General features: G+C 41.4%; 24 protein-coding genes. 14 read left to right on the top strand and 10 right to left on the bottom strand.

Annotated elements, in window-relative coordinates; genetic code table 11:
* Positions 1 to 43 precede the first annotated feature (43 nt).
* The 4 genes from ACE1AT_RS15815 to ACE1AT_RS15800 all read left to right on the top strand — a co-directional run bounded on the left by ACE1AT_RS15815 (position 44) and on the right by ACE1AT_RS15800 (position 5,394).
* A complete protein-coding gene (locus ACE1AT_RS15815) occupies positions 44 to 511 on the top strand; it encodes a MarR family winged helix-turn-helix transcriptional regulator (RefSeq protein WP_374869923.1) in 468 nt (155 codons plus the stop codon).
* Positions 512 to 767: 256 nt separating this feature from the next.
* Positions 768 to 2,237 carry an HlyD family secretion protein gene (locus ACE1AT_RS15810; RefSeq protein WP_374869921.1) on the top strand — a complete coding sequence of 490 codons (1,470 nt, stop codon included), beginning with the start codon at positions 768 to 770 and terminating at the stop codon, positions 2,235 to 2,237.
* 159 nt (positions 2,238 to 2,396) lie between these two features.
* A complete protein-coding gene (locus ACE1AT_RS15805) occupies positions 2,397 to 3,671 on the top strand; it encodes an MFS transporter (protein WP_374869919.1) in 1,275 nt (424 codons plus the stop codon).
* Positions 3,672 to 3,816: 145 nt separating this feature from the next.
* The gene (locus ACE1AT_RS15800) at positions 3,817 to 5,394 is read left to right on the top strand and encodes a DHA2 family efflux MFS transporter permease subunit (RefSeq protein WP_374869917.1); all 1,578 of its coding nucleotides are present in this window, start codon (positions 3,817 to 3,819) and stop codon (positions 5,392 to 5,394) included.
* Positions 5,395 to 5,502: 108 nt separating this feature from the next.
* Here the strand turns inward: ACE1AT_RS15800 and ACE1AT_RS15795 are convergent, their stop codons facing one another.
* From ACE1AT_RS15795 to ACE1AT_RS15780, 4 genes are all read right to left on the bottom strand, one after another.
* Positions 5,503 to 5,979, bottom strand: coding sequence for an ABA4-like family protein (locus ACE1AT_RS15795; RefSeq protein WP_374869915.1), 477 nt, complete (start codon positions 5,977 to 5,979; stop codon positions 5,503 to 5,505).
* 116 nt (positions 5,980 to 6,095) lie between these two features.
* Positions 6,096 to 6,869: an SDR family oxidoreductase gene (locus ACE1AT_RS15790; RefSeq protein ID WP_374869913.1), complete on the bottom strand. Its 774-nt coding sequence runs from the start codon at positions 6,867 to 6,869 to the stop codon at positions 6,096 to 6,098.
* A gap of 4 nt (positions 6,870 to 6,873) precedes the next feature.
* The gene (cobW, locus tag ACE1AT_RS15785) at positions 6,874 to 7,920 is read right to left on the bottom strand and encodes a cobalamin biosynthesis protein CobW (RefSeq protein ID WP_374869911.1); all 1,047 of its coding nucleotides are present in this window, start codon (positions 7,918 to 7,920) and stop codon (positions 6,874 to 6,876) included.
* Between the two features lie 367 nt (positions 7,921 to 8,287).
* Positions 8,288 to 9,007 (bottom strand): heme oxygenase (biliverdin-producing), encoded by a 720-nt coding sequence (locus ACE1AT_RS15780; protein WP_374869909.1) that lies wholly within the window; start codon positions 9,005 to 9,007, stop codon positions 8,288 to 8,290.
* Positions 9,008 to 9,514: 507 nt separating this feature from the next.
* On the opposite strand from ACE1AT_RS15780, the gene glmM reads away from it, so the two are divergent.
* From glmM to recJ, 3 genes are all read left to right on the top strand, one after another.
* Complete coding sequence (gene glmM / locus ACE1AT_RS15775) at positions 9,515 to 10,978, top strand: phosphoglucosamine mutase (RefSeq protein ID WP_374869907.1); 1,464 nt, start codon at positions 9,515 to 9,517, stop codon at positions 10,976 to 10,978.
* Positions 10,979 to 11,221: 243 nt separating this feature from the next.
* Positions 11,222 to 11,647 (top strand): hypothetical protein, encoded by a 426-nt coding sequence (locus tag ACE1AT_RS15770; protein ID WP_374869906.1) that lies wholly within the window; start codon positions 11,222 to 11,224, stop codon positions 11,645 to 11,647.
* 50 nt (positions 11,648 to 11,697) lie between these two features.
* A complete protein-coding gene (gene recJ, locus ACE1AT_RS15765; RefSeq protein ID WP_374869904.1) occupies positions 11,698 to 13,842 on the top strand; it encodes a single-stranded-DNA-specific exonuclease RecJ in 2,145 nt (714 codons plus the stop codon).
* Between the two features lie 64 nt (positions 13,843 to 13,906).
* On the opposite strand, the gene psb30 is transcribed toward recJ, so the two are convergent.
* Positions 13,907 to 14,029 carry a photosystem II reaction center protein Ycf12/Psb30 gene (gene psb30, locus ACE1AT_RS15760; protein WP_009458857.1) on the bottom strand — a complete coding sequence of 41 codons (123 nt, stop codon included), beginning with the start codon at positions 14,027 to 14,029 and terminating at the stop codon, positions 13,907 to 13,909.
* A gap of 285 nt (positions 14,030 to 14,314) precedes the next feature.
* Between psb30 and ACE1AT_RS15755 the strand changes: the two genes are divergently transcribed.
* The 5 genes from ACE1AT_RS15755 to ACE1AT_RS15735 all read left to right on the top strand — a co-directional run bounded on the left by ACE1AT_RS15755 (position 14,315) and on the right by ACE1AT_RS15735 (position 17,875).
* Entirely contained in the window at positions 14,315 to 14,674 is a 360-nt protein-coding gene (locus ACE1AT_RS15755; RefSeq protein WP_374869901.1) for a YkgJ family cysteine cluster protein, read from the top strand.
* Positions 14,675 to 14,807: 133 nt separating this feature from the next.
* A complete protein-coding gene (locus ACE1AT_RS15750; RefSeq protein WP_374870032.1) occupies positions 14,808 to 15,323 on the top strand; it encodes a shikimate kinase in 516 nt (171 codons plus the stop codon).
* Between the two features lie 204 nt (positions 15,324 to 15,527).
* Positions 15,528 to 15,908: a hypothetical protein gene (locus tag ACE1AT_RS15745; protein WP_374869899.1), complete on the top strand. Its 381-nt coding sequence runs from the start codon at positions 15,528 to 15,530 to the stop codon at positions 15,906 to 15,908.
* An 80-nt stretch (positions 15,909 to 15,988) separates the two neighbouring features.
* On the top strand, positions 15,989 to 16,714 hold the full coding sequence (locus tag ACE1AT_RS15740; protein WP_374869897.1) for a DUF4079 domain-containing protein: 726 nt from the start codon (positions 15,989 to 15,991) through the stop codon (positions 16,712 to 16,714).
* A gap of 171 nt (positions 16,715 to 16,885) precedes the next feature.
* Positions 16,886 to 17,875: a zinc-dependent alcohol dehydrogenase family protein gene (locus ACE1AT_RS15735; RefSeq protein WP_374869895.1), complete on the top strand. Its 990-nt coding sequence runs from the start codon at positions 16,886 to 16,888 to the stop codon at positions 17,873 to 17,875.
* Between the two features lie 9 nt (positions 17,876 to 17,884).
* Here ACE1AT_RS15735 and ACE1AT_RS15730 read toward each other — a convergent pair whose 3' ends face one another.
* The 5 genes from ACE1AT_RS15730 to sufB all read right to left on the bottom strand — a co-directional run bounded on the left by ACE1AT_RS15730 (position 17,885) and on the right by sufB (position 23,390).
* Positions 17,885 to 18,169 carry an acylphosphatase gene (locus ACE1AT_RS15730; RefSeq protein ID WP_374870030.1) on the bottom strand — a complete coding sequence of 95 codons (285 nt, stop codon included), beginning with the start codon at positions 18,167 to 18,169 and terminating at the stop codon, positions 17,885 to 17,887.
* Positions 18,170 to 18,273: 104 nt separating this feature from the next.
* Positions 18,274 to 19,563 carry a cysteine desulfurase gene (locus ACE1AT_RS15725; RefSeq protein WP_374870028.1) on the bottom strand — a complete coding sequence of 430 codons (1,290 nt, stop codon included), beginning with the start codon at positions 19,561 to 19,563 and terminating at the stop codon, positions 18,274 to 18,276.
* Between the two features lie 91 nt (positions 19,564 to 19,654).
* Positions 19,655 to 21,028: a Fe-S cluster assembly protein SufD gene (sufD, locus tag ACE1AT_RS15720; protein WP_374869893.1), complete on the bottom strand. Its 1,374-nt coding sequence runs from the start codon at positions 21,026 to 21,028 to the stop codon at positions 19,655 to 19,657.
* Complete coding sequence (gene sufC, locus ACE1AT_RS15715) at positions 21,028 to 21,816, bottom strand: Fe-S cluster assembly ATPase SufC (RefSeq protein ID WP_374869891.1); 789 nt, start codon at positions 21,814 to 21,816, stop codon at positions 21,028 to 21,030. Before sufC ends, sufD begins: the two co-directional genes overlap by 1 nt.
* Positions 21,817 to 21,953: 137 nt before the next feature.
* Positions 21,954 to 23,390 (bottom strand): Fe-S cluster assembly protein SufB, encoded by a 1,437-nt coding sequence (gene sufB, locus ACE1AT_RS15710; RefSeq protein ID WP_374869889.1) that lies wholly within the window; start codon positions 23,388 to 23,390, stop codon positions 21,954 to 21,956.
* 221 nt (positions 23,391 to 23,611) lie between these two features.
* On the opposite strand from sufB, the gene sufR reads away from it, so the two are divergent.
* Positions 23,612 to 24,301, top strand: a complete 690-nt coding sequence (gene sufR / locus ACE1AT_RS15705; protein WP_374869887.1) for an iron-sulfur cluster biosynthesis transcriptional regulator SufR — start codon at positions 23,612 to 23,614, stop codon at positions 24,299 to 24,301.
* Positions 24,302 to 24,792: 491 nt separating this feature from the next.
* On the top strand, positions 24,793 to 25,050 hold the full coding sequence (locus ACE1AT_RS15700; RefSeq protein ID WP_374869885.1) for a hypothetical protein: 258 nt from the start codon (positions 24,793 to 24,795) through the stop codon (positions 25,048 to 25,050).
* Positions 25,051 to 25,209: the final 159 nt, after the last annotated feature.

Below are 25,209 nucleotides of genomic sequence, written 5' to 3'. Positions count from 1 at the left end.
ATCAGTGCTATGATAATAGTACGCACGCTAAGTATTTCCTCAAATGGTTCCTACATCTGAAAATTCTGTAGTTTTGGAGTCGTGGCAGCAAACTAGAGCGCCATACAATCTTGGCTATCGAATCAAATTGCTATCTCAACTGCTCTATCGCAAATTTACAGAACGTCTGGAACCTTACGGCTTGACTCCCTTTCATTGGGTAATTTTGTGTTGTCTATGGGAGGAAAACGGTTTACCGACTTCCACTATTGGGGAAAGACTCAAACAAGTCGGAGGTACGCTAACTGGCGTATTGGATCGGATGGAAGAACGCGGCTTAGTTCGCCGGGAACGAGATTGTCGCGATCGCCGCATCTGGCGAATTTGGTTGACTGATGCTGGCAAAGAACTAGAAGCTATTCTGCCCGATCTGGCTGTAGAAGTGCGTGAGCAAGCTTTGCAAGGTATTTCCCACACTGAACGCGAACAATTTGCCCGCATGATCAATCAGGCGATCGCTAATTTGTCGTGAGATTGGGGATCGGGGATCGGGGATCGGGGATCAGGGATCGGGGACAAGGAGAATAAGCAATGACCAATGACAAATAACTAACCTTTATCTTTCTTTAAGAATAGATATATATCACCCGATTGGGTGTAGCGACATCCAGTTTTTTTGGAAAAATATTACGTATATGAAATGATTGTCTTCTAACCAATCTTAGTTAAATATTACGACTGCTAAATAATTTATATAATTCTGCACTGGAACAGGAGAATTTGTAATCATGGAACGTTCAAGCACTACCAATCTCAATCACAATAACGGACACAGCAAAACAGCTGTCTTGGAAAAAGAATTAGTTACAGACACACAAGAATTGAAAACTCGTACCCAAGCAGTAGCAACACCAGAAGCGCCGGAGGTAGAGAAGCAACAGCCCACTTCACCCAAAGGTAAGAAACCGATTAAGCTGATTTTGGCAGCTTTAGGTGTGGGTGCAGTTGCAGCTAGTGGTTTTGGGTTTCGCTGGTGGCAATATGCTTCTACCCATCAGGAAACAGACAACGCCCAAGTAGCGGGACACGTCCACCAAGTTAGTACTCGGATTCCGGGAACTGTTGCTCAAGTGCTAGTAAATGATAACCAGTTGGTACAACAGGGACAGTTGCTAATCAAGCTTGATCCCCAAGACTACCAAAGTAAAGTCCAGCAGACAGAAGCAGCCCTAGCAAATGCTAAGGCTCAAGCGGAAGCAGCACAAGCGAATATTACTTTCACATCACAAACTAGCAGCGCTCAGACAAATCAAGCGCAAGGAAATGTTAACGCTGCTTTAGCTGCAATTTCCACAGCCCAAGCAGCAGTACAAGAGGCGAAAGCTGGTATTCCCACAGCCCAAGCTCAAGTTCGTTCTGCCGAAGCTGCGGTTCCAGCTGCCCAAGCACAAGTAGCACAAGCCGAGGCAAATTTGCAAAAAGCTCAAGCTGACTATAACCGTTACCAAACTTTATATCAACAAGGTGCGATCGCTCGTCAGCAATTGGATACAGCCAAAGCCGCTTATGATGTGGCACAAGCGCAAAAAAATGCTGCGGTTCAGGGAGTTCAACAAGCCCAAGCACAACTAGCTGCTGCTCAACAAGGAGTTGCCAAAGCCCAGTCCCAACTAGCACAAGCCCAAGAAGGAGTTGCTAGCGCCCAAGCTAAACTCGCAGCATCCCAAGGAGGATTACAACAAGCTACGGCTACTAAGCAAGACACAGCCGTAAAACGCAGCCAATATGACGCAGCGAAGGCAGCTATCACTCAAGCACAAGCTTCTCTCGACGATGCTCAATTGCAGCTATCCTACACCAACATTACCGCCCCCAGTAGTGGGCGGGTAGGTAAGAAAAATGTGGAAGTTGGTAACAGAGTACAAACGGGAACACCATTAATGGCGATTGTTGATAACGAGAATTGGCTTGTCGCCAACTTCAAAGAAACCCAACTCGAAAACATGAAACCGGGGGAAACAGTAGAAATAAAACTGGATGCCTTACCTCATCATACTTTTGAGGGACATGTTGACAGTATTTCGCCAGCTTCCGGCGCTCAATTTGCCTTATTGCCACCAGATAACGCCACAGGCAACTTTACCAAAATTGTACAGCGTGTCCCAGTCAAAATCGTTTTTGATCAAAACACTATCAAGGGCTATGAATCACAGATTGTACCAGGCATGTCTGCGGAAGTGAGCGTCAAAGTTAAGTAAGTTGGTCATTTGTCAATGGTCATGAGTTATTCCCCGCTCCCCAATCCCCAACTTCCTCCTGACGACTATTTCCGTCTCCGCCAATGGAGAGGGGTGAAGGTGAAATCTTTTCATTATCGTCAATTAGGAAAATCTATTGACTAATCAGCATTAATTTGAATGAAAACACAAACTCAAAACCAGGTAATATTACCAGCATTAAGATCAAGAAATTACCGTCTATTTTTTATTGGGCAAGGTATCTCTTTGATTGGAACATGGATGACACAAACTGCTACAATTTGGCTAGTTTATAGCTTAACTCAATCGCCATTAATGCTAGGACTTGTAGGATTTAGCAGTCAAATTCCTAGCTTTATTCTTGCTCCCTTTGGTGGCGTATTTGTGGATCGTGTTTCTCGTCATCGTACCTTGATTGGCACCCAAATATTGGCAATGATTCAGTCATTGATATTAGCGATATTGGCACTAACTGGTGTGATTCATATTTGGCATATTATTGTTTTGAGTTTGTTCCAAGGAATTATTAGTGCTTTTGATGCACCAGCACGGCAAGCGTTTGTGGTGGATTTAGTAGAACGTAAAGAAGATTTAGCGAATGCGATCGCTATTAACTCCACAATGTTTAATGGGGCGCGATTAGTAGGTCCTGCAATCGGTGGTTTGTTAGTTGCTGGTGTTGGTACAGCTTATTGTTTTTTAATTGATGGTCTTAGTTATATTGCCGTCATCATTGCTTTATTAGCAATGAGAATTAAGCCTCAAAAAACTGTAGCAAGTATGATGAATCCCTTACAACAAATTAAAGAGGGATTTTTATATGCCTTTGGCTTCCCACCCATTCGAGCGCTCTTGTTGTTATCAGCTTTAGTTAGCTTTTTTGGATTGCAATATACTGTTCTCGTTCCAGTTTTTGCAGAAAAAATATTACGAGGAAATGCAGAAACACTGGGATTTTTGATGGCAGCTTCTGGTGTAGGGGCATTATCAGGTGGAATTTATTTGGCATCACGTAAAACTATCTTGGGACTTGGGAGATTGATTGCTGTAGGGCCAGCAATTTTAGGGATTGGATTAATAGCTTTTTCTTTATCACGTTTCTTACCACTTTCTTTATTCACAATGTTATTTGTTGGCTTGGGAACAATTTTCCAAGTTGCTGCTGGTAATACAGTTTTACAAACAATTGTTGAAGATGAAAAACGTGGGCGAGTCATGAGTTTATTGACAATGTCATTTTTGGGAACTATTCCCTTTGGTAATTTATTGGGAGGTGCTTTAGCGAATCACATTGGTGCTACCAATACTTTAATTATTGATGGAGTAGTTTGTATTTTAGGATCTATATATTTTTCCAGACTGTTACCTAGTTTAAGACAATTTATCCGCCCCATTTATATCGAAAGAGGAATTCTACCCGCTAAAGTACATTAAATTTTTAAACAATATGTGCAGAAGCTGCAAAGATTTAACTGAAGTTAAATCTTTTTTCAAGAGATAACTTAATATGCTTCCCTTCGGCCTCAATTCCAGATAATCTAATATTCTATAACTCCTAATTTTATCTCGGAGTACTACTGTGGTTAAACAAAACGCAGTTATTCAATCTTCCTCTGAACAAATACCGCTAAGAACGTGGATTGGTGTTTTAGCTAGTATGCTTGGTGCATTCATGGCGGTACTAGATATTCAAATTACCAATGCTTCACTACAACAGATCCAAGCTAGTTTGGGTGCTACTTTAGAAGAAGGTTCATGGATTTCTACTGCTTATCTAGTAGCAGAAATTGTTGTTATTCCCTTAACAGGATGGCTGTCGCGGGTATTTACTCTCAAACGCTATTTGTTAGTTAATACTATCTTATTTATCTTTTTTTCTGTATGCTGTGCTTGGTCGTGGAACCTCATGTCTATGATTGTTTTCCGCACCGCCCAAGGTTTTACAGGAGGGGTTTTAATTCCGATTGCAATGACGGTTGTACTGACAACTTTACCTCCCTCTAAGCAATCAGTAGGGTTAGCTGCATTTGGTCTGACTGCCGTTTTTGCACCTTCAATTGGGCCGACATTAGGAGGTTGGTTAACAGAAAATTTCAGTTGGGAGTATAGCTTTTATCTCAACATAGTTCCCGGTTTGTTAATGATAGCCGGAGTTTGGTATGGAATCAGACAAGATAGACCCCAATTTAATTTACTAAAACAAGGTGATTGGTGGGGAATAATAAGCATGGCAATTGGTTTAGGTTCCCTACAAATTATTTTAGAAGAAGGTAGCCGGAAAGATTGGTTTAGTTCAGCATTGATTGTGCGTTTAAGCATCATCGCAGCAATTTTTCTCGCACTGTTTTTCTGGATTGAATTAACTCGTAGACAGCCATTTATTAATTTGCGACTTTTGAAAAAACGTAACTTTGGTTTAGCTAGTATTGTCAATGTTGCCTTGGGTATAGGTTTGTATGGTTCAATTTATATATTGCCGCTATACCTAGCCCAAATTCAACAATATAATCCGTTGCAAATTGGTGAAGTATTGATGTGGGCAGGGATACCGCAATTATTTATTATTCCTTTCATTCCCAAAATTATGCAAAAAATAGATGTGCGGTTAATGGTGGCGGTGGGAGTGGCTTTATTTTCTATCAGTGTTTTTATGAATTCTAACATGACCGCTCAAACTGGCTTAGATCAGTTGCGATGGTCACAACTTGTGAGGGCTATGGGACAACCTTTAATTATGGTTCCGCTTTCTTCTATTGCTACTGCTGGTTTGAGTCCGCAAGAAGCTGGTTCCGCTAGTGGTTTATTTAATATGATGCGTAATTTAGGTGGTTCAATTGGTATAGCATCTTTAGCAACTTTATTAACTAACCGAGAACAATTTCACTCAAATAGATTGGGAGAAGCAGTATCTTTATATAGCCAAGCAACTCAAGAACGAATTAATCAATTAACCCAATATTTTGTTAGTCGAGGTGCAGATTTAACTACAGCCCAAGATCAGGCGATTAAAGCAATTGATAATGTAGTTCGTCGTGAGGCTTTTGTTATGGCGTTTAATGATTGTTTTTACTTTATTGCTATTTCTTTATTACTGAGTGGAATTGCAATTATTTTCTTCAAGAAAATCAAGCCGACTGGTGGTGCTGTGGCACATTAATCAGTTAACAATGACTAAGCAATCTTTTAACCCGTTTTTATGGATTTAAGCTTTAAGTTGGAAATTGATTTCCGGCTTAAAGCTTAACTAAATAACTGATAACTAAAATTAACTACTAGATGAAACAGTATTTTCTCCTACTGTTGTTCTCTCATTGTCTGATTTTGGGAAAAATTTCTTCGTTACCCAATAAGTCAAAATGTGAGAAAGCACTCCCATTGGCCCAGCAAAAAAACATAGGGCTAGAGAATGAATTGTCCAAACTCCTGTTTTTTGTCCTTGTAAATAAATATAGCGACCGACAAACAAATCCATCACTAAAAAATGAATCCAACCTGTTGCGGCTGCTTTTTCATCAGCAAAAAATTTGGCAATATCTACTAATTGAGGATTCGATAATGCTTGGGCATTTTCTGGTGTAATACTGCTGACAAATAAATATATATAAGCTAATGCTAACGGCACAAAAGGAATATATGATTCCATTACCCGTTTGGTAATTTTCCAGTTAGGCAAGAAAATCATGACTAGCCAAAATGGCAAAACGTAAAGATTGGCAATATTAAAGATTTGATTGCTGATCATATTTATTACAAAAAGTAGGCGTTATGAACTGCGTATACTAGGATGAATAAAAATATGACTCTTTTTACTTCCCTACACATCTTTTTGAAGTCAGGTAAACATTCGGTAGTGAAAAACTACTGTCCACCTCTGGAACGAATAATCTGTCCTGTAATCCACTGGGATTGTGATGAAGCAAGAAATAATACTACACGTGCAGCATCCTCTGGTGTACCAACACGACCAAATGGTGCTTTACTCTCAAGTTCTGAAAAAAGTTCATTACTCATCCAACCTGTGTTTGTCGGGCCTGGATCTACTGCATTGACAGTAATTCCTTTATTAGCAAGGTTAGCGCTGAGGCTTATGGTAAGTGCTTCTATTCCGCCTTTGGTAATCGCATATGGTAAATTTTCGGGCATGGGTCCGAGACTTTGACCAGAAGTCAGATTAATGATTCTTCCCCCTGGTCTGCCATCATGACGCTTGGCAAATTCAGCAGACAATAGTGTAGTGCCTCTGACATTTACGGCATAATGAGCATCAAGTAAATCGACTGATAGTGAATAGATATCTGCTTGTTGGTCATGGGCGGCGTTGTTAACTAGAATATCTACAAAACCAAAAGATTTTTCGACTCGATCAAATATTTGCTTAGGTATGTGAGGTTCAGCCAAGTTCGCCTCAAAGCCTTCTGCTTTCACACCTAGCAATTTCAGTGATTCAATAATTTCTTCTACTTCAGTGGATTTACTACCCCAGGGCATCAACTCATCAAATGGTCTGTAGTAAGTTGTAAAGACATTTGCCCCAGCTTTTGCTAAAGAATGAGCGATCGCAGCACCAATTCCAATGTGTCTACTGACTCCTGTTACCAGAGCAACTTTACCTGTTAAACCATAATCTACCATACCACTAACACAAGCTCGCCTCTAACTGCGCTGCAATTTCAGTTCGATTGAGCTTACGACCGATAAAAACTAGTCGTGTTTGCTTTGGTTCATCTAATTGCCAAGGGCGATCGTAAAATTGTTCAAAACGGTTTCCCACGCCTTGCATAACTAAACGCATAGGTTTATTAGGTACTGCGACAAAGCCTTTGACGCGATAAATTTCTTGTTGTTGGGTAAGATTTTGTAATTGTTTTTGCAGTATTTGCGGGTCAAAATCACGGTCTAAAATTAAGTGAGTTGATGTGATTTCATCGTCGTGATCGTGATCTTCTTCAATGTCATGGTGACTGGGACGAGTATCTAAGTTTTCTTCAACTGCGGCTTGAAATCCTAATAATATAGATGGGTCAAGTTTACCTTGATCACTTTCTACTATCTTGACAACTCTGGGTAATTCTTGTTTAACTAAGTCTTCGACTTTTGTTTTTGTTTGTGTGTCGATTAAATCAGTTTTATTGAGAATCACTAAATCCGCACAAGCAAGTTGATCTTCAAATAATTCTTGCAATGGTGTTTCGTGTTCTAAGCTATCATCTGCTTGTCTTTGTGCTTCTACTGCTTCTGGGTTACTCGCAAAGGTTCCAGCTGCAACTGCTGCACAATCTACGACGGTAATCACAGCATCAACTGTCGCACCAGAACGAATTTCTGGCCAGCGAAATGCTTTTACTAATGGTTTTGGTAATGCTAAACCAGAGGTTTCGATCAAAATGCAATCTATACTTTCTCTTCGCTTGAGTAATTGTTGCATTGTTGGCAAAAATTCCTCTTGCACTGTGCAGCACAAGCAACCGTTGGTTAATTCAAAAATATTATCTTCACTCTCACTATTTTCTGGACAAATTTGACAGGATTTCAATAATTCCCCATCAATACCAAGTTCACCAAATTCATTGACTAGAACCGCAATCCGTCGTCCTTGATTATTTTGTAACAAGTGGCGAATCAAAGTAGTTTTACCACTTCCCAAAAAGCCGGTGATGACGGTGACAGGAATTTTTGTAGCCATGCTGAAAATTATATTTTGTAATATTAAAAATAAGTAATTTCCAGTACTTAACTTGTAACTATAATTATATTGCTAAGTACTGAACTTAGTTTAGTCTGGAAATTAACCTTTGTTATTTTAAGCCGAAACTCTACTATTTTTATCCCAATTTTTAATTTTTAATTGTTTTAGGGGTAGTCTCCTTGGGCTTACCGATAACTGCTACAGGTAATCTCAAGGCTACTACCCCTAAGATGTTTTATTCAAGATTTAGTATCATTTGGTTTTAGACTGGCAACTAATTATTGTTTCTGCAATCCAAAATCCATAGACGCACGAAGTGCGACTTCTCGACAGAGTAATCCAAAATCCAAAATTGTTACAGCTTTTACTCGGCTGTGGCAAGTCCGGTTTCAGTACTACCGCGAGTCCGACGACGGGTGAGAGTGTTGTAAAGCATTTGCCCGATCGCTTTAATTAAATTACCTTCTAATTCATTGAACATTTTCATGTTCATACCAAAAGCATCGTTTGCTTCTTCAACAATGCGATCGGCTGTGGCTTCATCAATCGGGAGTTCGTCTAAGGCTTGACGATATTTGGTTTTGAATGCTTTCTCATCGTCAATATCTGCAAATTCATAGAAGGCGACACCATCACCATTTAGGTTCATTGCTGTTTGGGCAATTCCTTTGAGAATTTGTCCCCCAGATAAGTCACCCAGATAGCGAGTGTAAGAATGAGCTACTAACAATTCTGGTTCTTTCTCAGAGATTTCCCGGATGCGCTGGACGTATGCTTCTCCTGCGGTCGATAGTTGGATTTGCTCTCGCCAGTTAGCACCGTAGTAATAAGTTAGGTCTGTTTCTAAGCTGCGTTGTCTGTATAGCTCTAGAAAATTAATCTTAGAAACAATGGGGTGATCTTTGTGCTTTTCCATTTCCTCTTCCATCGCCGAATACACGAAGTAAAGGTTGGCAACCAGCTTACGGTAAGAGTTTTTCTCAACTACTCCTTTTAAAAAACACTTGACAAAACCAACATTTTCTGCCATTGTGTGGGCTTTTTTTGTGCCTACACGTAATTTAGTTGCTAAATTACTGCTCATGCTAAATTTCTCAACTTTAAAATGTAAATTCAAGGCTAGAGTAATGCCTCTGCATAGCTGCCTTATTAAGAACGGCTACAAAAGCCACTAAAACGTTACAGTAAAGCTATTTGATGAGAATTTCTATTAATATTTTTTAAGTGTCAAGTCTTTGTATTGTGAAATACAGCAAGACAGGGAGGGCAACAGAGCTATGTTTACAGATTATGAAAATAAATTAAAATCTGTAACGATGATTGGGGAATGGGGATCAGGAACAAGGGAGACAAGGGAGACAAGGGAGACAATAAACACCAATGCCCAATGCCCCATGACAATTGACTAAATTCAAATTTTGAGATTAATTTTACAGAAGCTTAATAAAAATTTTAAGTGTTTCTGCTTAAACTAGAACTGAACAATAAACAAATTTGTGAAAAAAATAAAATTTAGATATCGTGATACAACCTAATTCATAGGAGATTAGTAACAGTCTTCTGTGTGTCTGTGTGGAGTGTTTCTACAATTATGGTCTCATCAATAACTCGGACTCAAGGCTTTGGTGGTAGTTCTGCTTCCGAACCTGATCAATTGCAGAAAATTATCGAGGGTAGCCTTGCGCCCAACAGTATCTTATTACCGACTACTCCTCTGTTTGGCACAGATGGTATTCGCGGGCGAGTGGGAGAATTGTTAAGTGCGCCCTTAGCATTGCAAATTGGTTATTGGGCGGGTACTGTATTACGCTCTTGTGCTGCTGACTCAGGATCTATAATTGTTGGGCAGGATTCCAGAAACTCTAGTGATATGCTGGCTATGGCCTTGAGTGCAGGGTTAACAGCAGCAGGGCTAGAAGTTTGGTATTTAGGTTTATGTCCCACTCCCTGTGTTGCCTATCTTACCAGTATGAGTGATGCCATTGGTGGGATAATGATTTCTGCTAGCCACAACCCACCAGAAGATAACGGTATTAAAATTTTTGGTGCTGATGGTTTAAAGTTACCTCAAGTTTTGCAGGCAGAAATTGAAGCTGGACTGCGTGGAGTGAGAACATCAGCTAGTATTAGCAATTGCGGGAAACATTACTCACGCCAAGAATTGGTGGGGAGTTATACAAATGCTTTAACACAGCCTTTGGAAACAGTTAATCTCCAAGGCATGAAAATAGTTTTAGACTTGGCTTGGGGTGCAGCAGTTGGGTTAGCACCATCGGTATTTGAGTCAATGGGTGCAGAAGTTATCTGTTTGCATCATCAACCGGATGGCGATCGCATCAACGTCAACTGTGGTTCCACTCACCTCGATATTCTACAAGCAGCAGTCAGGGAACACAATGCTGATCTAGGTTTTGCCTTTGATGGCGATGCCGATCGCGTCTTAGCAGTAGATAATAGCGGTAGGCAAGTCAACGGTGATTACATTCTTTATTTGTGGGGACGTCACCTCCAGCAAAAGCAAGAATTACCAGATAACTTAATTGTGTCCACCGTCATGGCAAACTTGGGCTTTGAAAGAGCATGGCAACAAAACGGTGGTAAACTGATTCGCACACCAGTCGGCGATCAATACGTGCAAGCAGAAATGCAGAAAACTGGTGGAATGCTGGGAGGAGAACAATCCGGGCATATTTTATGCCGTCACTACGGTATTACAGGAGACGGATTACTCACAGCCTTACATGTAGCAGCATTGGTAAAACAGGCGGGTGCTTCCCTGGCGGAAATGGTAGATCAAAGCTTTCATACCTATCCCCAGCTATTGCGGAATGTGCGAGTAGAAGATCGTAATAAACGCATGGCGTGGCAAGAATGTCAACCGCTGCAAGAAGCAATAGCTAAAGCCGAAGTTGCAATGGGTAATGCTGGGAGAATTTTAGTTCGTGCTTCCGGTACAGAACCACTGATCCGAGTCATGGTAGAAGCAGAAGCAGCTGATCTTGCTAATTACTGGACGAATGAACTAGTACTGCAAGTCCAGAAATATCTCGGTTGACGGGGATCGGGAATTAGCAAATAAATTCCGTTCCTGTACCTGGAATTGAGTAGCAATCTATTATGCCATGATGCCTTTGCACAATAATCTGGTAGCAGACAAACTTGTGAAAAGGCTCAAAACTGATATCAAAAATTTCAGGTAATTTTAGTTACATCAAATCTACACAAAATACGAAATGTGGTGTTAGTCTGAGGTATTAAAATCTACACACCTTTAGTCTTCTGTGTAAACCTCGATAATATGTCTAAGTTTATCTGTGCAACTTTAATCGCAACCGCTCTAATTTTACCATCAGCCAATAATTACAGTCCTGCTTTTGCTGGTACTTGTGCTTCCAAGTGCGGTCCCCGTCCGATTCAATTTTCACCAGGACAACGCATCCAAGTTAAAGTCGTAAATCGTACGCCAAGAGTGTTGATTATACAGAAGCCATCTAGTACTAATCCCATCCCTTTACAACCAGGACAAGAACTACAGATTAACCAGGGAGATGGTACAGAGCCAAATGTATCTCTATTATTTTGGGATGATACAGGTTTACCATTAAAGGCAAATATTTCCAAATTAAACTTTGGGACACTAGGAGTAGAACTTCGTCCAAATTGGTATGCTCCTGGCGATCGCGCAATTTATATTCTTGATGATGGTCGAATCGAGGTGTTGTGAAGCTGGAGTGTATGAGATATAAGTGATTATGCACACTCCCAACTGCAATTGTGCTAGACCAACTCCCAACTACAGCAACAAAAAACCGTCGGCGTTTACCTAATCAACGTTGGCAAATTTCCCCGCAGAAAATAGAATTGTTACAGAAACTGGCAAAGGCGACTAATTTACCATCTTTGCTCAATCAACTTTTAATTAATCGCGGTATTGAAACCCCTGAAGCAGCACAAGCTTTTTTAAATTCTGAATCCATAAATCTACCTTCGCCTTTACAGGAATTTCCAGACCTCGCAGTTAGTTTAGAGTTGTTGCAAGCTTGTATTACCTGTAAAGAAAAAATAGCTATCTGTGGGGATTATGATGCAGATGGGATGACTAGCACTGCTTTACTATTACGTAGTTTACGCTGGTTAGGTGCCGAGGTCAATTACGCCATTCCTAGTCGGATGCATGAAGGCTATGGCATCAATAAACGAATTGTCGAAGAATTTCACCAAGAAGGTGTTAAACTTATCCTAACAGTTGATAATGGGATCTCTGCGTTTGAACCGATCGCCAGAGCCAGAGAACTTAATCTACAAGTAATTGTTACCGATCACCATGACATTCCGCAACAATTACCCCCAGCCAACGCCATTCTCAACCCGAAATTACTACCAGAATCTTCAATTTATCGTGGTGTTGCTGGTGTGGGTGTTGCTTACATTTTGGCAATTTCTTTAGCTCAACAGCTAGGACAAGCTAATAGTGGCATTATCAGACCAATGCTGGAACTTTTTACATTGGGAACCATTGCTGATCTCGCTCCTTTAACTGGAGTAAATCGCCGTTGGGTAAAACGTGGTTTGCTGCAATTACCCAAATCACAATTAGCAGGAATACAGGCGTTAATTCAGGTGTCGGGGGTGCAAGCGCGGGGACATGGAGGAATACTTAACAATCAACAAGCAACAACTAACAACCAACAACAAAAATCGTTAAAGCCTGAAGATATTGGGTTTCGGCTTGGGCCACGCATTAATGCTATTGGTAGAATCGGTGATCCCCAAATTATGATTGAGTTACTCACTACAGATGATATGGGGATTGCTTTAGAAAAAGCGATGCAGTGTGAGCAAATTAACCAGCATCGTCAACAAATGTGTGAACAAATTGAACAAGAAGCGATCGCAATTGTAGAGACGTCACATGTAACGTCTCTACAGGAAGATCGGGTTTTGGTTGTTGTGCAATCCAACTGGCATCATGGTGTAATTGGTATTGTCGCCTCTCGCTTAGTAGAACGCTATGGTGTCCCCGTGTTCATCGGTACTTTTGAGGATGACAAGCAAATTCGCGGTTCTGCACGCGGAATACCAGAGTTCCATGTTTTTGAAGCTTTGGAATATTGTCAAGACTTGCTAAGTAAATTTGGAGGACACAAAGCCGCAGGTGGATTTTCTTTACCTGCTGAAAATTTAGTAGCACTGCGATCGCGTTTGGTGGAATTCGCTAACCAATGTCTAGAAATTCAGCACCTGAAACCACTCCTCAAAATTGATGCTGAAGCTAATCTTAATCAAATTAACCAAGAACTCTATCAACAACTACAGGCTTTAGAACCCTGCGGTATCGATAACTCTGATCCAGTCTTTTGGACTGCTAGCGTGCAAGTCATTGAACAGCAAACCGTTGGTAAAGGTCATATTAAGCTAACAGTTGTCCAAACAATTGACCAACAACAATTTAAAATTAAAGCGATCGCTTGGCGCTGGCGCGACTATTTTCCACTACCGCAACGAATAGATATTGCTTATAAACTGCGAGAAAATAATTTTAATGGTAACACCAGTATTGAATTAGAACTAGTTGGTGCAAGAGTTGCTAGTCAGTCCTATGCGCCGTTTACTTCTTACACCACTTTATCAAAAGCTGCTTTTGAGTACAATCATCGTCAGTATAGCTGTGGAATTTATCAAAATGGTTCTTTACCAGAATTAAGAATTAAAAATCCCGATGGTAAGGTTTTAGCGATTGGACAGGGAAAAACAGCCGGTTTGCTGGGTAATAATCGTCAAGATGCGAAAGAAGTCGATATTTCGCAATCACACTATGATGCCATTATTCAAGCAGCACTCCGAGCTTTAGGGACAGACAAGGGAGACAAGGAGGACAAGGGAGAAAGAGAAACACCAATGACAAATGACCATCAATAAATAAAAAGCAAAGCCCGCACCTAGCGGGCCAGAGCCAAGGAATTAAAATTAATTGAATTTTATATTAGAGGTCGCCACCGCGAAAAGCTAGTACAAAAATTACTGCTGGTCCAGCTAGCATGATCAGTGCTACGAACAATAGCTGAAAAATTACTTCCCAATTGATATTGGCTACAGCCTCAAACATTATTCCCTCCCAAAAAACTTAAAAGAATGTATTACTCTATTGTCAAACTCGGAATTAATCATATCTGGCGATCGCCAGTTAAATTTAATTTACTTAACAAAATTATAAGAAACCACATAAAAAACTAAGATACCAAGATGTGTATGCCTGAATATTTAAATCAGTAAACAGTACCAGCCACAGTAAAATAACTGTCATCAGCACCTTCCAGCAAGCTTCAGAACTTGATAACAGACGCGATGTTCCTCGCGTCTCTAACTGCTCACTGAATCAAAGGTATAAAAAATGGCAATTTGGCAATGTGTAAAACAATGTGGAGCCTGCTGTCATCTCGATCCTAAATACCGTCCAGACTTACACGAGTATTTAAATCCAGACGAACTAGAACTTTATTTAAGTATGGTAGGTGAAGATGGATGGTGTATCAACTACGACTATGATAGTCGTGAATGCCGTATTTACCCTGATCGCCCACGTTTTTGTCGGGTAGAACCAGATGTATTTGAAGATATGTATAGCATTAACTCAGAAGATTTAAACGATTTTGCCATTGAGTGTTGTCAACAACAAATAGAAGGCGTTTATGGCGATCGCAGTCTCGAAATGCTGCGTTTCAATCAAACCATCGGGTACATAGCAAAGTAAGAATAGGTGGTTTTGTTTAAAAAAAAGATATTCTCAATCTAAAATCTAAAATCTAAAATCCAAAATTGCTAGAACTGGAGTGTAGCAGCAGGTGAATGAGCGATTACAAGGGATCAACTTGTACTTAATAGGTATGATGGGTGCTGGTAAAACCACACTGGGGCGAATGCTAGCTCGTGAACTAAGATACGGCTTTGTAGATACTGATGATTTACTAGAAAAAGCAGTAGGAAAAACCATCAATCAACTTTTTGCTGAGGAAGGAGAAGCAGCATTTCGTCAGTTAGAAAGTCAAGTATTGGCGCAAGTGTGTGCTTTTACAAAGCTAGTCATTGCGACAGGTGGGGGAATAATACTGCGACGAGATAACTGGAGTTACCTGCATCACGGCATAATTATCTGGCTAGATGTACCAGTGGAAATACTGTATAAACGTTTAGCAGAAGATACCACTAGACCATTACTGCAAGATACTGATCCTCAAGGAAAACTGCGATCGCTCCTCGAACAAAGACAAGCACTTTATAACCAAGCCGATCTGCGAATTACCATTACAGCAGAAGAAACCTCAGAACAAATCATCAAACGAATCATAGAGGCTATTCCTAGCGTTCTGAAACAATCACAAGCTTCACCAAATGGTCATTAGTTGTTGGTGATTGTACCAGATGTGACAAACAGCACATTTGGTACAATTTACTGAATATCGCCTGCAAGCTGAGAAAATGCTGAGTTTGAATTGAATTTTCTCCAAGGATATATTCAGAAAACTCATGGTTGGGTTTCAAAAAGCTCTCAGTCGCAACTGAGATGATATGCCTTGTTGGGGTAATTCAAAGATAAGGAATAACAAATGAAACTCGCCTCGTCACTACTTGCAAGTGTTGCTCTCACTAGTCTGTTTACGGTTTGGGATGGTCCACTCAAAGTTGTGAATCCAGCACTAGTGCAAGCATCAGCCCAGGAAATGAAAGATATCACAGGTTTAACTGCTCAACAAAAGATTGAAATGCTCACCAAGAGCAAAGGTCAATTTGGTAGTGGTGATCAGTTACGGCGTTACTTTTTTGGCGACCTTGAGCCAATCGCAGTACAACCTGGTGGTGCAGGTATGGTAGTCAACCTCTACAACAAAGCCAACAATGTGACGATTTCCTATTGTGCAACCTATGACGTGATAGTTGCAGTTAAGAAAGGTAAAATAACCGCGTTTGCACCTAACGAAGTTAAATAATTTCAGGCGGTGGGGAAGTGGTGAACAACCAATCCCCAATCCCCAATCCCCAATCCCTATTTTCAAAACAGAGGTTTGCTATGGAATTTAGAGATGCGATTTTGCTGTTGCATCCAGCGATCGCTGTACTTGTAGTTTTCCCTTTAATTGGTATCGTCGTCAATCGCGCTTTACAAACTCGTCAGCGCCGACTGGAAACTAAAGCAACGGGTAAGAGTAAAATTCCTCCAGTAGCAGGACAGGAACATGTTCAGTTAGGTCGCTGGCTAACGGGAACAGTAGTAGGTATTGTTCTATTAGCTCTAGCTAATGATATTTTTGGTAATATTTTAGACACTCAGCTTTGGACGAAAGCACGCTTCCAAGTTATCTTTATCGTACTATTATTTACTGCTACTATTGGTTCGATAGTTCTACTCTATAAAGCAAAGGAACGAAACTGGCGTGCAATATTTGCTACATTAACGGGAATCGGTTTAGTGGTGCTGGGTTCGCAGGATGGTATCTATCGTAAAACTGACCAGTGGTACATCTCCCACTATTACTATGGGATAACTGCTGCTTCCTTGATGATTTTTTCTTTAGCAATTTTGCCAGAAATATATAAGGATAGAAGCAATTTTTGGCGTAAGGTTCATATTATTTTAAATTGTATTGCCCTTTTAATATTTATGGGGCAAGGAATCACGGGAACCCAGTCTTTGTTGGAAGTTCCCCTCAGTTGGCAAGAACATTATATTCAGCAGCTTTACGAGCATAAGTGTGATACTAAACCTTGCACAATTCAGGCTCCGAATTTGCCTTAACGGGACTTAAACAAAAATCAAGCCCAAATGTAGCCTAAACTAGCTTTATAAAAAGCACAATCAAAAATCAAATTCCTCTAAAATAAATGAAATGAGAGTGACACCAGCCTCTCAAAAAACAGGATTTTTACCAAGATCACTTGGTAGAACATTTAATAGTGATAGTTGCTTATGCGTGCAATGCTGTTAGAAGCGCCACGTCAACCTCTGCGATTAGTTGACTTACCTGTACCGAAACCGAATCCAGAACAAGTATTGATTCGTGTTCATGCTTGTGCTGTCTGTCGTACGGATTTGCATATTGTGGATGGGGAACTGACACACCCAAAACTACCTTTAATACCTGGGCATCAAATTGTCGGTATTGTAGAAGCAGTAGGAGAACGGGTAGAAAAATTTCAGCTAGGCGATCGCGTCGGTGTTCCCTGGTTAGGGTATACTTGCGGTCACTGTCGCTATTGTGTTTCTGGACGGGAAAACCTTTGCGATTATGCCCAGTTCACTGGTTACAACCTGGATGGCGGCTATGCTGAATATACCGTAGCCGACAATCGTTTTTGCTTTTTTATTCCTGAAGGTTATCCCGATTTACAAGCCGCACCGTTATTATGTGGTGGCTTGATTGGCTATCGCGCCTACAGAATGGCTGGTGATGCTGTTGAAAAACTCGGTTTTTATGGTTTCGGTTCTGCTGCCCATATTTTAAATCAACTAGCGCGCTATCATGGACGTCAAGTCTTTGCCTTTACTCGTGCTGGTGATACTCAAGGACAAGAATTTGCTCGTCAATTGGGTGCTGTGTGGACGGGTGGTTCTGATGAATTACCCCCAGAACCGCTAGATGCAGCGATTATTTTTGCCCCTGTAGGTAAACTAGTTCCTGCTGCTTTGCGTGCGATCGCCAAAGGTGGTGTGGTAGTATGTGCTGGGATTCACATGAGTGAGATTCCCGCTTTCCCCTATGAAATTCTTTGGGAAGAAAGAGTTTTGCGCTCAGTTGCTAACTTAACTCGCCAAGACGGAGAAGAATTTCTCGCCCTAGCACCTCAAGTTCCCATTCGCACAGAGGTCAATCTGTTTGACTTGAGTGAAGCAAACGAGGCTTTAGATGCCCTCCGCAGTGGTAAGATAGAAGGCTCGGCTGTGTTGGTTGTTGATTAGTGATTAAAACTATTCAAAACGCCTAACTTCAAATCTCCGTAAACCTTCCGGTTCTTCATACTCCACAACAACATCTTTAACCATAGCTGCTGGTGGACCTTGATGACACCAGCGAATCATGTCTTCTACAACATCCTGCACACCTTCAAAAACAGCTTCTACGCGACCATCGGGGAGATTTCGTACCCAACCACTTAATCCCAGCTGACTAGCTGTATCGACGGTAGCAAAACGATAACCTACGCCTTGAACTCTACCAGAAATAAATAAATGGGCGCGGATTGACTGCGACATCTGTATAGGATTTTGCATTGACCGGCATATTCTTTACAATTTCCAGTCTACATGTTTTTAACAATGATCAGTGATCACTGATCACTGATCAATTGGTTTTTTGATCACTGTTCACTGATATAGTCGCCATCATCAGCAAACAATCCAGTAAAAAAGTCAATTGTTTCCTTCAGCGCTTTGATGAATACATCAATTTCCTCACGAGTATTATAGAAAGATAGACTAGCGCGTGCAGTCGCCGGAATTTTGAGATAGCGGTGTAATGGTTGGGTGCAGTGGTGTCCAGAACGGATAGCAACACCTTCCGCATCTAATAATGTAGATAAATCATTGGCGTGAACCCCATTGACAGTGAATGCAGCTAAAGCAGCTCTACCTTCACCTTGCTCATTTGGTTTTGGCCCGTATATTTTAATTTGGGGAATTTTTTCTAATTGCTCAAATAGGTAAGCAGTTAATTCTGCTTCATAGGCGTGGATTTTGTCCATGCCAATTTTACTAAGATAGTCTACAGCTGCACCAAGAGCGATCGCTTCTCCAATCGCAGGTGTACCAGCTTCAAATTTATGTGGTAAATCTGCGTAGGTGGAATAGTCTAAAAATACCTCCGCAATCATTTCACCACCACCAAGAAATGGAGGCATTGTTTGCAGCAATTCCAACTTGCCATACAAAAACCCAATTCCAGTAGAAGCACACATTTTATGCCCAGAAGCTACCAACCAGTCGCAGTTAATTTGCTGCAAATCAACTGGCATGTGAGGTACACTTTGGCAAGCATCAATTAATACCTTGGCTCCATATTTATGTGCTAAAGCGCAAATTTCTGTCACTGGGTTAATGCAACCCAAAGTGTTAGAAACATGTACCACCGACACCAATTTTGTTTTTTCCGAAAGCAGTGTTTGGAAATGTTCTAAATCCAAAGTTTCTGCTGGTGTTAGTTCTACATATTTCAACACCGCACCCGTTTTTGCGGCGACAAATTGCCAAGGAACGATATTACTGTGGTGTTCCATCACCGACAAAATAATCTCATCTCCTGGCTGCAAATTATTCATTCCCCAACTGTAAGCAACTAAGTTAATCGCCTCAGTTGCGTTACGGGTAAAAACAATTTCTTGACGTGATTTAGCATTGACAAATGCAGCAACTTTATCTCGTGATCCTTCGTAAGCATCAGTCGCTTTCGCACTGAGGGTATGTACACCACGGTGGACATTAGCATTGTACTGTTCGTAATAGTCCCGGAGGGTATTGAGTACAAACAGAGGCTTTTGAGATGTCGCAGCGTTGTCAAAATAAACTAAAGGTTTGCCGTTGACTTCCTGGTGTAAAATCGGGAAGTCAAGACGGACTTGATCAGCAAGGGTTCTTTCTTGGGTGAAGGTCATTTTAGTCATTAGTTATTGGTCATTAGAGAAGCGATGATACTCTTACCTTGAAGCCGCTCTTACGAGCGTCTACGCGTCTGTACAATAGTCATTAGTCATTGGGTGTAGGTAGACTATTGACTGTTTGTGTGAGTTTTTCACGCAAAGAGGGAACTGGGATGTGGTTGATTATTTCCGCAGCAAAACCATGAACTAATAAATGGCGTGCGCTTTCTTCATCAATACCCCGACTTTGCAGATAGAAAATTTCATCGTCTTCCAACTGGCTAACAGTCGCACCGTGCGAGCATTTCACATTATCTGCGGTAATTTCTAATTGAGGTTTAGTATCAACTCTAGCTTTAGATGATAACAGTAAATTGCGGTTTAATTGCGCCGCGTCCGTCAACTGCGCGGGTTTCGGAACAAAAACCTTGCCATTAAACACCGCATGAGCGCGATCGCCTACAATAGTTTTGTGTAACTGCTGACTCTTACCATAAGGATAATTGAGAGCGATCGCACTGTGAGTATCTGATAATTGATTTCCACCAACCACCGTCAACCCATTGAGAGTTGTTTCTGTTTGCTCACCAGTTTGCAAAATCTCTAAATTGTGGCGCGAAATTTTAGCACCCAAACTAATTGCATTACACGTATACCGACTGTAACGTCCTTGAGTGACAGCAGTTTTACCAACGTGAAAAGCCTCTGTAGTATTCCACTCAACCCGCGTGTGATTTACCTGAGCATTATCTTCCAAGCAAATCTCAGTCACAGCGTTGGTAAAGTATACTCCCTCTGCACCTCTGTGGTTCCTATACTCTTCTACCAAAGTCACCTGTGAACCACTTTCCGCCACCACCAAACAACGCGGCTGAGAAATAATCGGCTGATCTCCAGCAGCAATAAATACTAATTGAATGGGTGTTTCTACTACCACATTTTTCGGAACTAAAACCACTGCTAAATCTTGAATTGCAGCAGTATTGAGAGCCGTAAAAACTTCCAACGCTCCTTCTGACTGTGCCAAATATTTCTCTACACTCGACTGACTTGACACATCCAAATTACCGACTACTACCCCATTTGGCAACCCAGCCACCGATGATAAATTTGGTGCATAAACACCATTCACAAAAACCAAACGAGAATTAGCAGTCTCCGGCAAAATATCTGGTTGTAGAGACGCGAAATTACCCTGCGGGAACGCTAAAAGCGAACGCGTCTCTACAGGATTAAATTTCACCTGTCGTAAAGCAGACAAATCAGTAAACCGCCATTCTTCATCGCGAGTAGTAGGAAGAGTGGAGTGACGTACCCAATTTGTAGCGCGATCGCGCAGTACTTGCAACCAACCCTGTGATTTCGATGCCGTAATCTGATTTAATAACTCAGTTAAATAAGCATCTCGATCCAACAGAGTCGCACTCAAACTAGCTGCATCTGAGTTAGGAATTGGACTGGGAGAAACTTGGATAGTCATTACACACCCACCTCAGCCGCAAATTCTTCCAACAACCAGTCATAACCACGGGATTCTAACTCCAACGCCAACTCCTTACCACCAGAAGTAAGAATCCGTCCTCTAGCCATGACATGCACAAAGTCCGGCACAATATAATTAAGTAATCGCTGATAGTGAGTAATCATAATCGTGGCATTCTCAGGACTAGTCAACTGATTTACCCCATTCGCCACAATTTTGAGCGCGTCAATATCCAAACCCGAATCTGTTTCATCCAGAATCGCCAGCTTTGGTTCTAGTAGCGCCATTTGCAAAATCTCATTGCGCTTTTTCTCACCACCAGAGAAACCCTCATTCACACTCCGGTTAAGAAAAGCCGAATCCATTTTGACGACTTCTAACTTTTCTTCTACCAAATCGTCAAAATCAAAAGCATCAATTTCTTCCAATCCCTGAGCCTTCCGCTTAGAATTGTACGCCAAGCGTAAAAAATCTAAATTACTAACACCTGGAATCTCAAAAGGATACTGGAACGCCAAAAACACACCACTCCTAGCCCGCTCCTCCGGTTCCATTTCCAGCAAATTTTGTCCCTGGAAAATCACCTCACCGCCAGTCACCTCATACGCCGGATGTCCAGCCAATACTTTAGAAAAAGTACTCTTCCCAGAACCATTCGGTCCCATAATCGCATGAATCTCGCCAGAACGTACCTCCAGATTCACACCCTTGAGAATCGGTGTCCCATCAACTTCAGCCGTCAAGTCTCTTACCGACAGCACAACTTCACTATTTTCAATAATCATGTTCTCTCTCTTTAATTCTTTCTCTTCTTTCTTTGCGTCCTTTGTGTACTTTGTGGTTCGTTTCATTTCAACCACAAATGCACACGGATAAACACAGATGATTTATCCGTGTGTATCTGTGTTTATCTGTGTTCTGTTTACCCAACACTACCTTCCAACTTTAGACTCAACAGTTTATCAGCTTCCACCGCGAATTCCATCGGCAGATTGTTAAACACATCCTTACAGAAGCCGCTAATCATCATCGTCACAGCATCTTCGGCAGAAATTCCCCGTTGAGCAAAGTAAAATAATTGGTCTTCTCCAATCTTGGAAGTAGAAGCTTCATGCTCTACTTTACCAGTATTATTTTGTACCTGAATATAAGGAAAAGTATTGGCATGGGCATTATCCCCAATCAGCATCGAGTCGCACTGAGAGTAGTTTCTAGCTCCTTGCGCCTTCGGGTTAATTTTCACCAAACCTCGATAGCTGTTACTAGAATTACCAGCAGAAATACCCTTAGAAATAATTGTGCTGCGGGTATTTTTCCCAATGTGAATCATTTTGGTGCCAGTGTCGGCTTGCTGCATATTATTAGTTAGCGCCACCGAGTAAAACTCACCCACAGAGTTATCACCCACCAGCACGCAGCTAGGATACTTCCAAGTAATCGCAGAACCTGTTTCTACCTGTGTCCAAGAAATCTTGGAATTTACACCTTGACATAAACCGCGCTTGGTGACGAAGTTGTAAATACCGCCTTTGCCTTTTTCATCACCAGCGTACCAGTTCTGCACGGTGGAGTATTTAATTTCAGCATTGTCAAGCGCCACAAGTTCCACAACCGCAGCATGTAACTGGTTGCTGTCGTACATTGGTGCTGTACAGCCTTCGAGGTAGGAAACATAGCTGTCGTCTTCAGCGACAATTAATGTCCGCTCAAACTGTCCGGTGTCGCCGTTGTTAATCCGGAAGTAGGTAGATAGCTCCATCGGACATTTCACGCCTTTGGGAATGTAGACGAAGGAACCATCGGTAAATACTGCTGAATTGAGAGCAGCAAAATAGTTATCAGCAATAGGAACGACGCTACCCAGGTATTTTTTCACTAAATCTGGGTGTTCCTGTAATGCTTCAGAAATTGAGCAGAAGATTACCCCTTCTTTCGCCAGTTTTTCTTTAAAGGTGGTGGCGACGGAAACGCTATCAAATATTGCGTCTACGGCGACGTTCGCTAGGCGCTTTTGTTCTGACAGAGGAATTCCTAATTTTTCAAAGGTTTCAAGAAGGGTTGGATCTACTTCTTCCAAGCTTTTCTTTTTCGCTTGTTGCTTGGGGGCTGAGTAGTAAATAATATTTTGATAGTCAATAGGCGGGTATTTAACGCTTGGCCAGGTTGGTTCTGTCATTTTTTGCCACTGGCGGTAAGCTCTGAGGCGAAACTCCAGCATAAATTCTGGCTCGTTTTTCTTAGCAGAAATCATGCGGACGATATCCTCGTTTAGTCCACGGGGAATTGTGTCTGCTTCAATGTTGGTAATGAAGCCGTACTTGTAGGGCTGATTGACTAAGGTTTTAACAGTGGCACTCATCGGCGATGTTCTCTTGTGTTCACAACTCTATACTCTTTAAGGATGGGAGCGGGATTGATAACCAATTCCCATCTCGTGTTACTGAATGGTCAACACGACTGTTACAATAAGGATAACTACTAAAACAACAGCTATGTTGTTTAACACATCTTCATTTTACGCTAGATTAACAACAATATTGTTGTCAAAGTGAAATTTAATCATGATTTTTTGGGACGACGATGGTGACTACCCAGCAGTCCTCAACCAAGCAAGATATTCTAGAATATCTGGTCAAACACGTGGAAGCTACGGCAGTTGATCTGGCCGCAGCCTTAGATATTAGCCCTCAAGCGATTCGTCGCCATCTCAAAGATTTAGAGGCGGAAGATTTGATTGTCTATTCGTCGGTGCAAGCGGGGATGGGGCGGCCGCAGCACGTTTATAAATTAAGCAATAAGGGACGCGATCGCTTGCGAAGAGAAACGGCTGATACCTATGGAGATTTTGCCGTTTCCTTACTCGATACTGTGGCTCAAACGGTTGGACACGACCAAGTCAGCAGTATTTTAAAGAAACAGTGGGAGCGTAAAGCCCAAGAATATCGCGATCGCTTAGGTGATGGCTCTTTACATCAAAGGGTTGAAAATCTGGTAGAACTGAGGAAATCTGAAGGTTACATGGCAGAATATCACCCTATAGATGCAACTGAGTCATTAAGTGATGATGGCGATCGCTTTATTTTAATGGAGCATAACTGTGCCATTTCTAACCTTGCAGAGTCTTTCCCCAGTATTTGTGGCCATGAGTTAGAAATGTTTGCTGCTGTTTTACCAGATTGTACAGTCGAACGTACCCACTGGATTATCAATGGTGAGCATCGTTGTGGCTACTTAGTGCAAGCTAGAAAAGTAAAAGGCAATAGGCAATAGGCAATAGGCAATAGGCAATAGGTAATAGGCAATAGGCAATAGGCAATAGGCAATAGGCAATAGGCAATAGGTAATAGGCAATAGGTAATAGGCAATAGGCAATAGGCAATAGGTAATAGGCAATAGGCAATAGGCAATAGGTAATAGGCAATAGGTAATAGGCAATAGGCAATAGGCAATAAGTACTCTTGCTGTGGGGGAGGGCTTGTACCTATGATTCGGGCTGGATTTTCTCCAAAAGACTGCTACAGATGATGACGCACCGGACGCGGAGACACGGAGATTCATCTGTTGCGAGATTATAGAGAATTGGTATAACCCATTAAGTAAGTCGGTGAGAATAAATCAAACTATGTTAAGTAACGTAAAATTATTGAAATCAGTTCATAGTGAGGACTTTAGTCCTCACTATGAACCTTTTATTATTTGCGCTGTCTTACTTAATTGTGATCAATTAGCAATTTTGCACTAACTAGTTTGAGACAATACTTATGGTCTTACCCCAACAACCATCAGAACAGTTCCTAACTTTAGAAGAGTCAGCAAGAGTAGATGCGGCTCTACTTTCTTCCTCAGAAAAGTTTTTATCGCGATTGACTATTTCATCCTTAAAACTTTTGAAGCATATCGCCGAAGAGTATAATGTTGCTGTTGAAGATTTGACAACAGAGCAAGTAATTACCTGGTTTGAAAAAGATGGTCAAGTTAGGCGAGAACAGGGTTTAGAAGCAGCTTATTTAAAATGGTAAACAGTTAGCGATTCCAGATAACCCAATACGGTTCAGTTAAGGCTAAAAACTAAAACTAGCGTAGGTTGGGGAGCCAGTGCGTTGCGGGGGTCCCAAGAGTTGTAGCACCTGGCGTTTGAGGAACGTAGACGCGCCCTGCGCGGCTGATCGCAGAGTAAC

Origin of the sequence: Pelatocladus sp. BLCC-F211 (assembly GCF_041928655.1) — a bacterium.
Lineage (GTDB): Bacteria > Cyanobacteriota > Cyanobacteriia > Cyanobacteriales > Nostocaceae > Pelatocladus.
The sequence above is the reverse complement of the archived record's forward strand: the minus strand, read 5'-3'. Positions and strand labels throughout refer to the sequence as shown.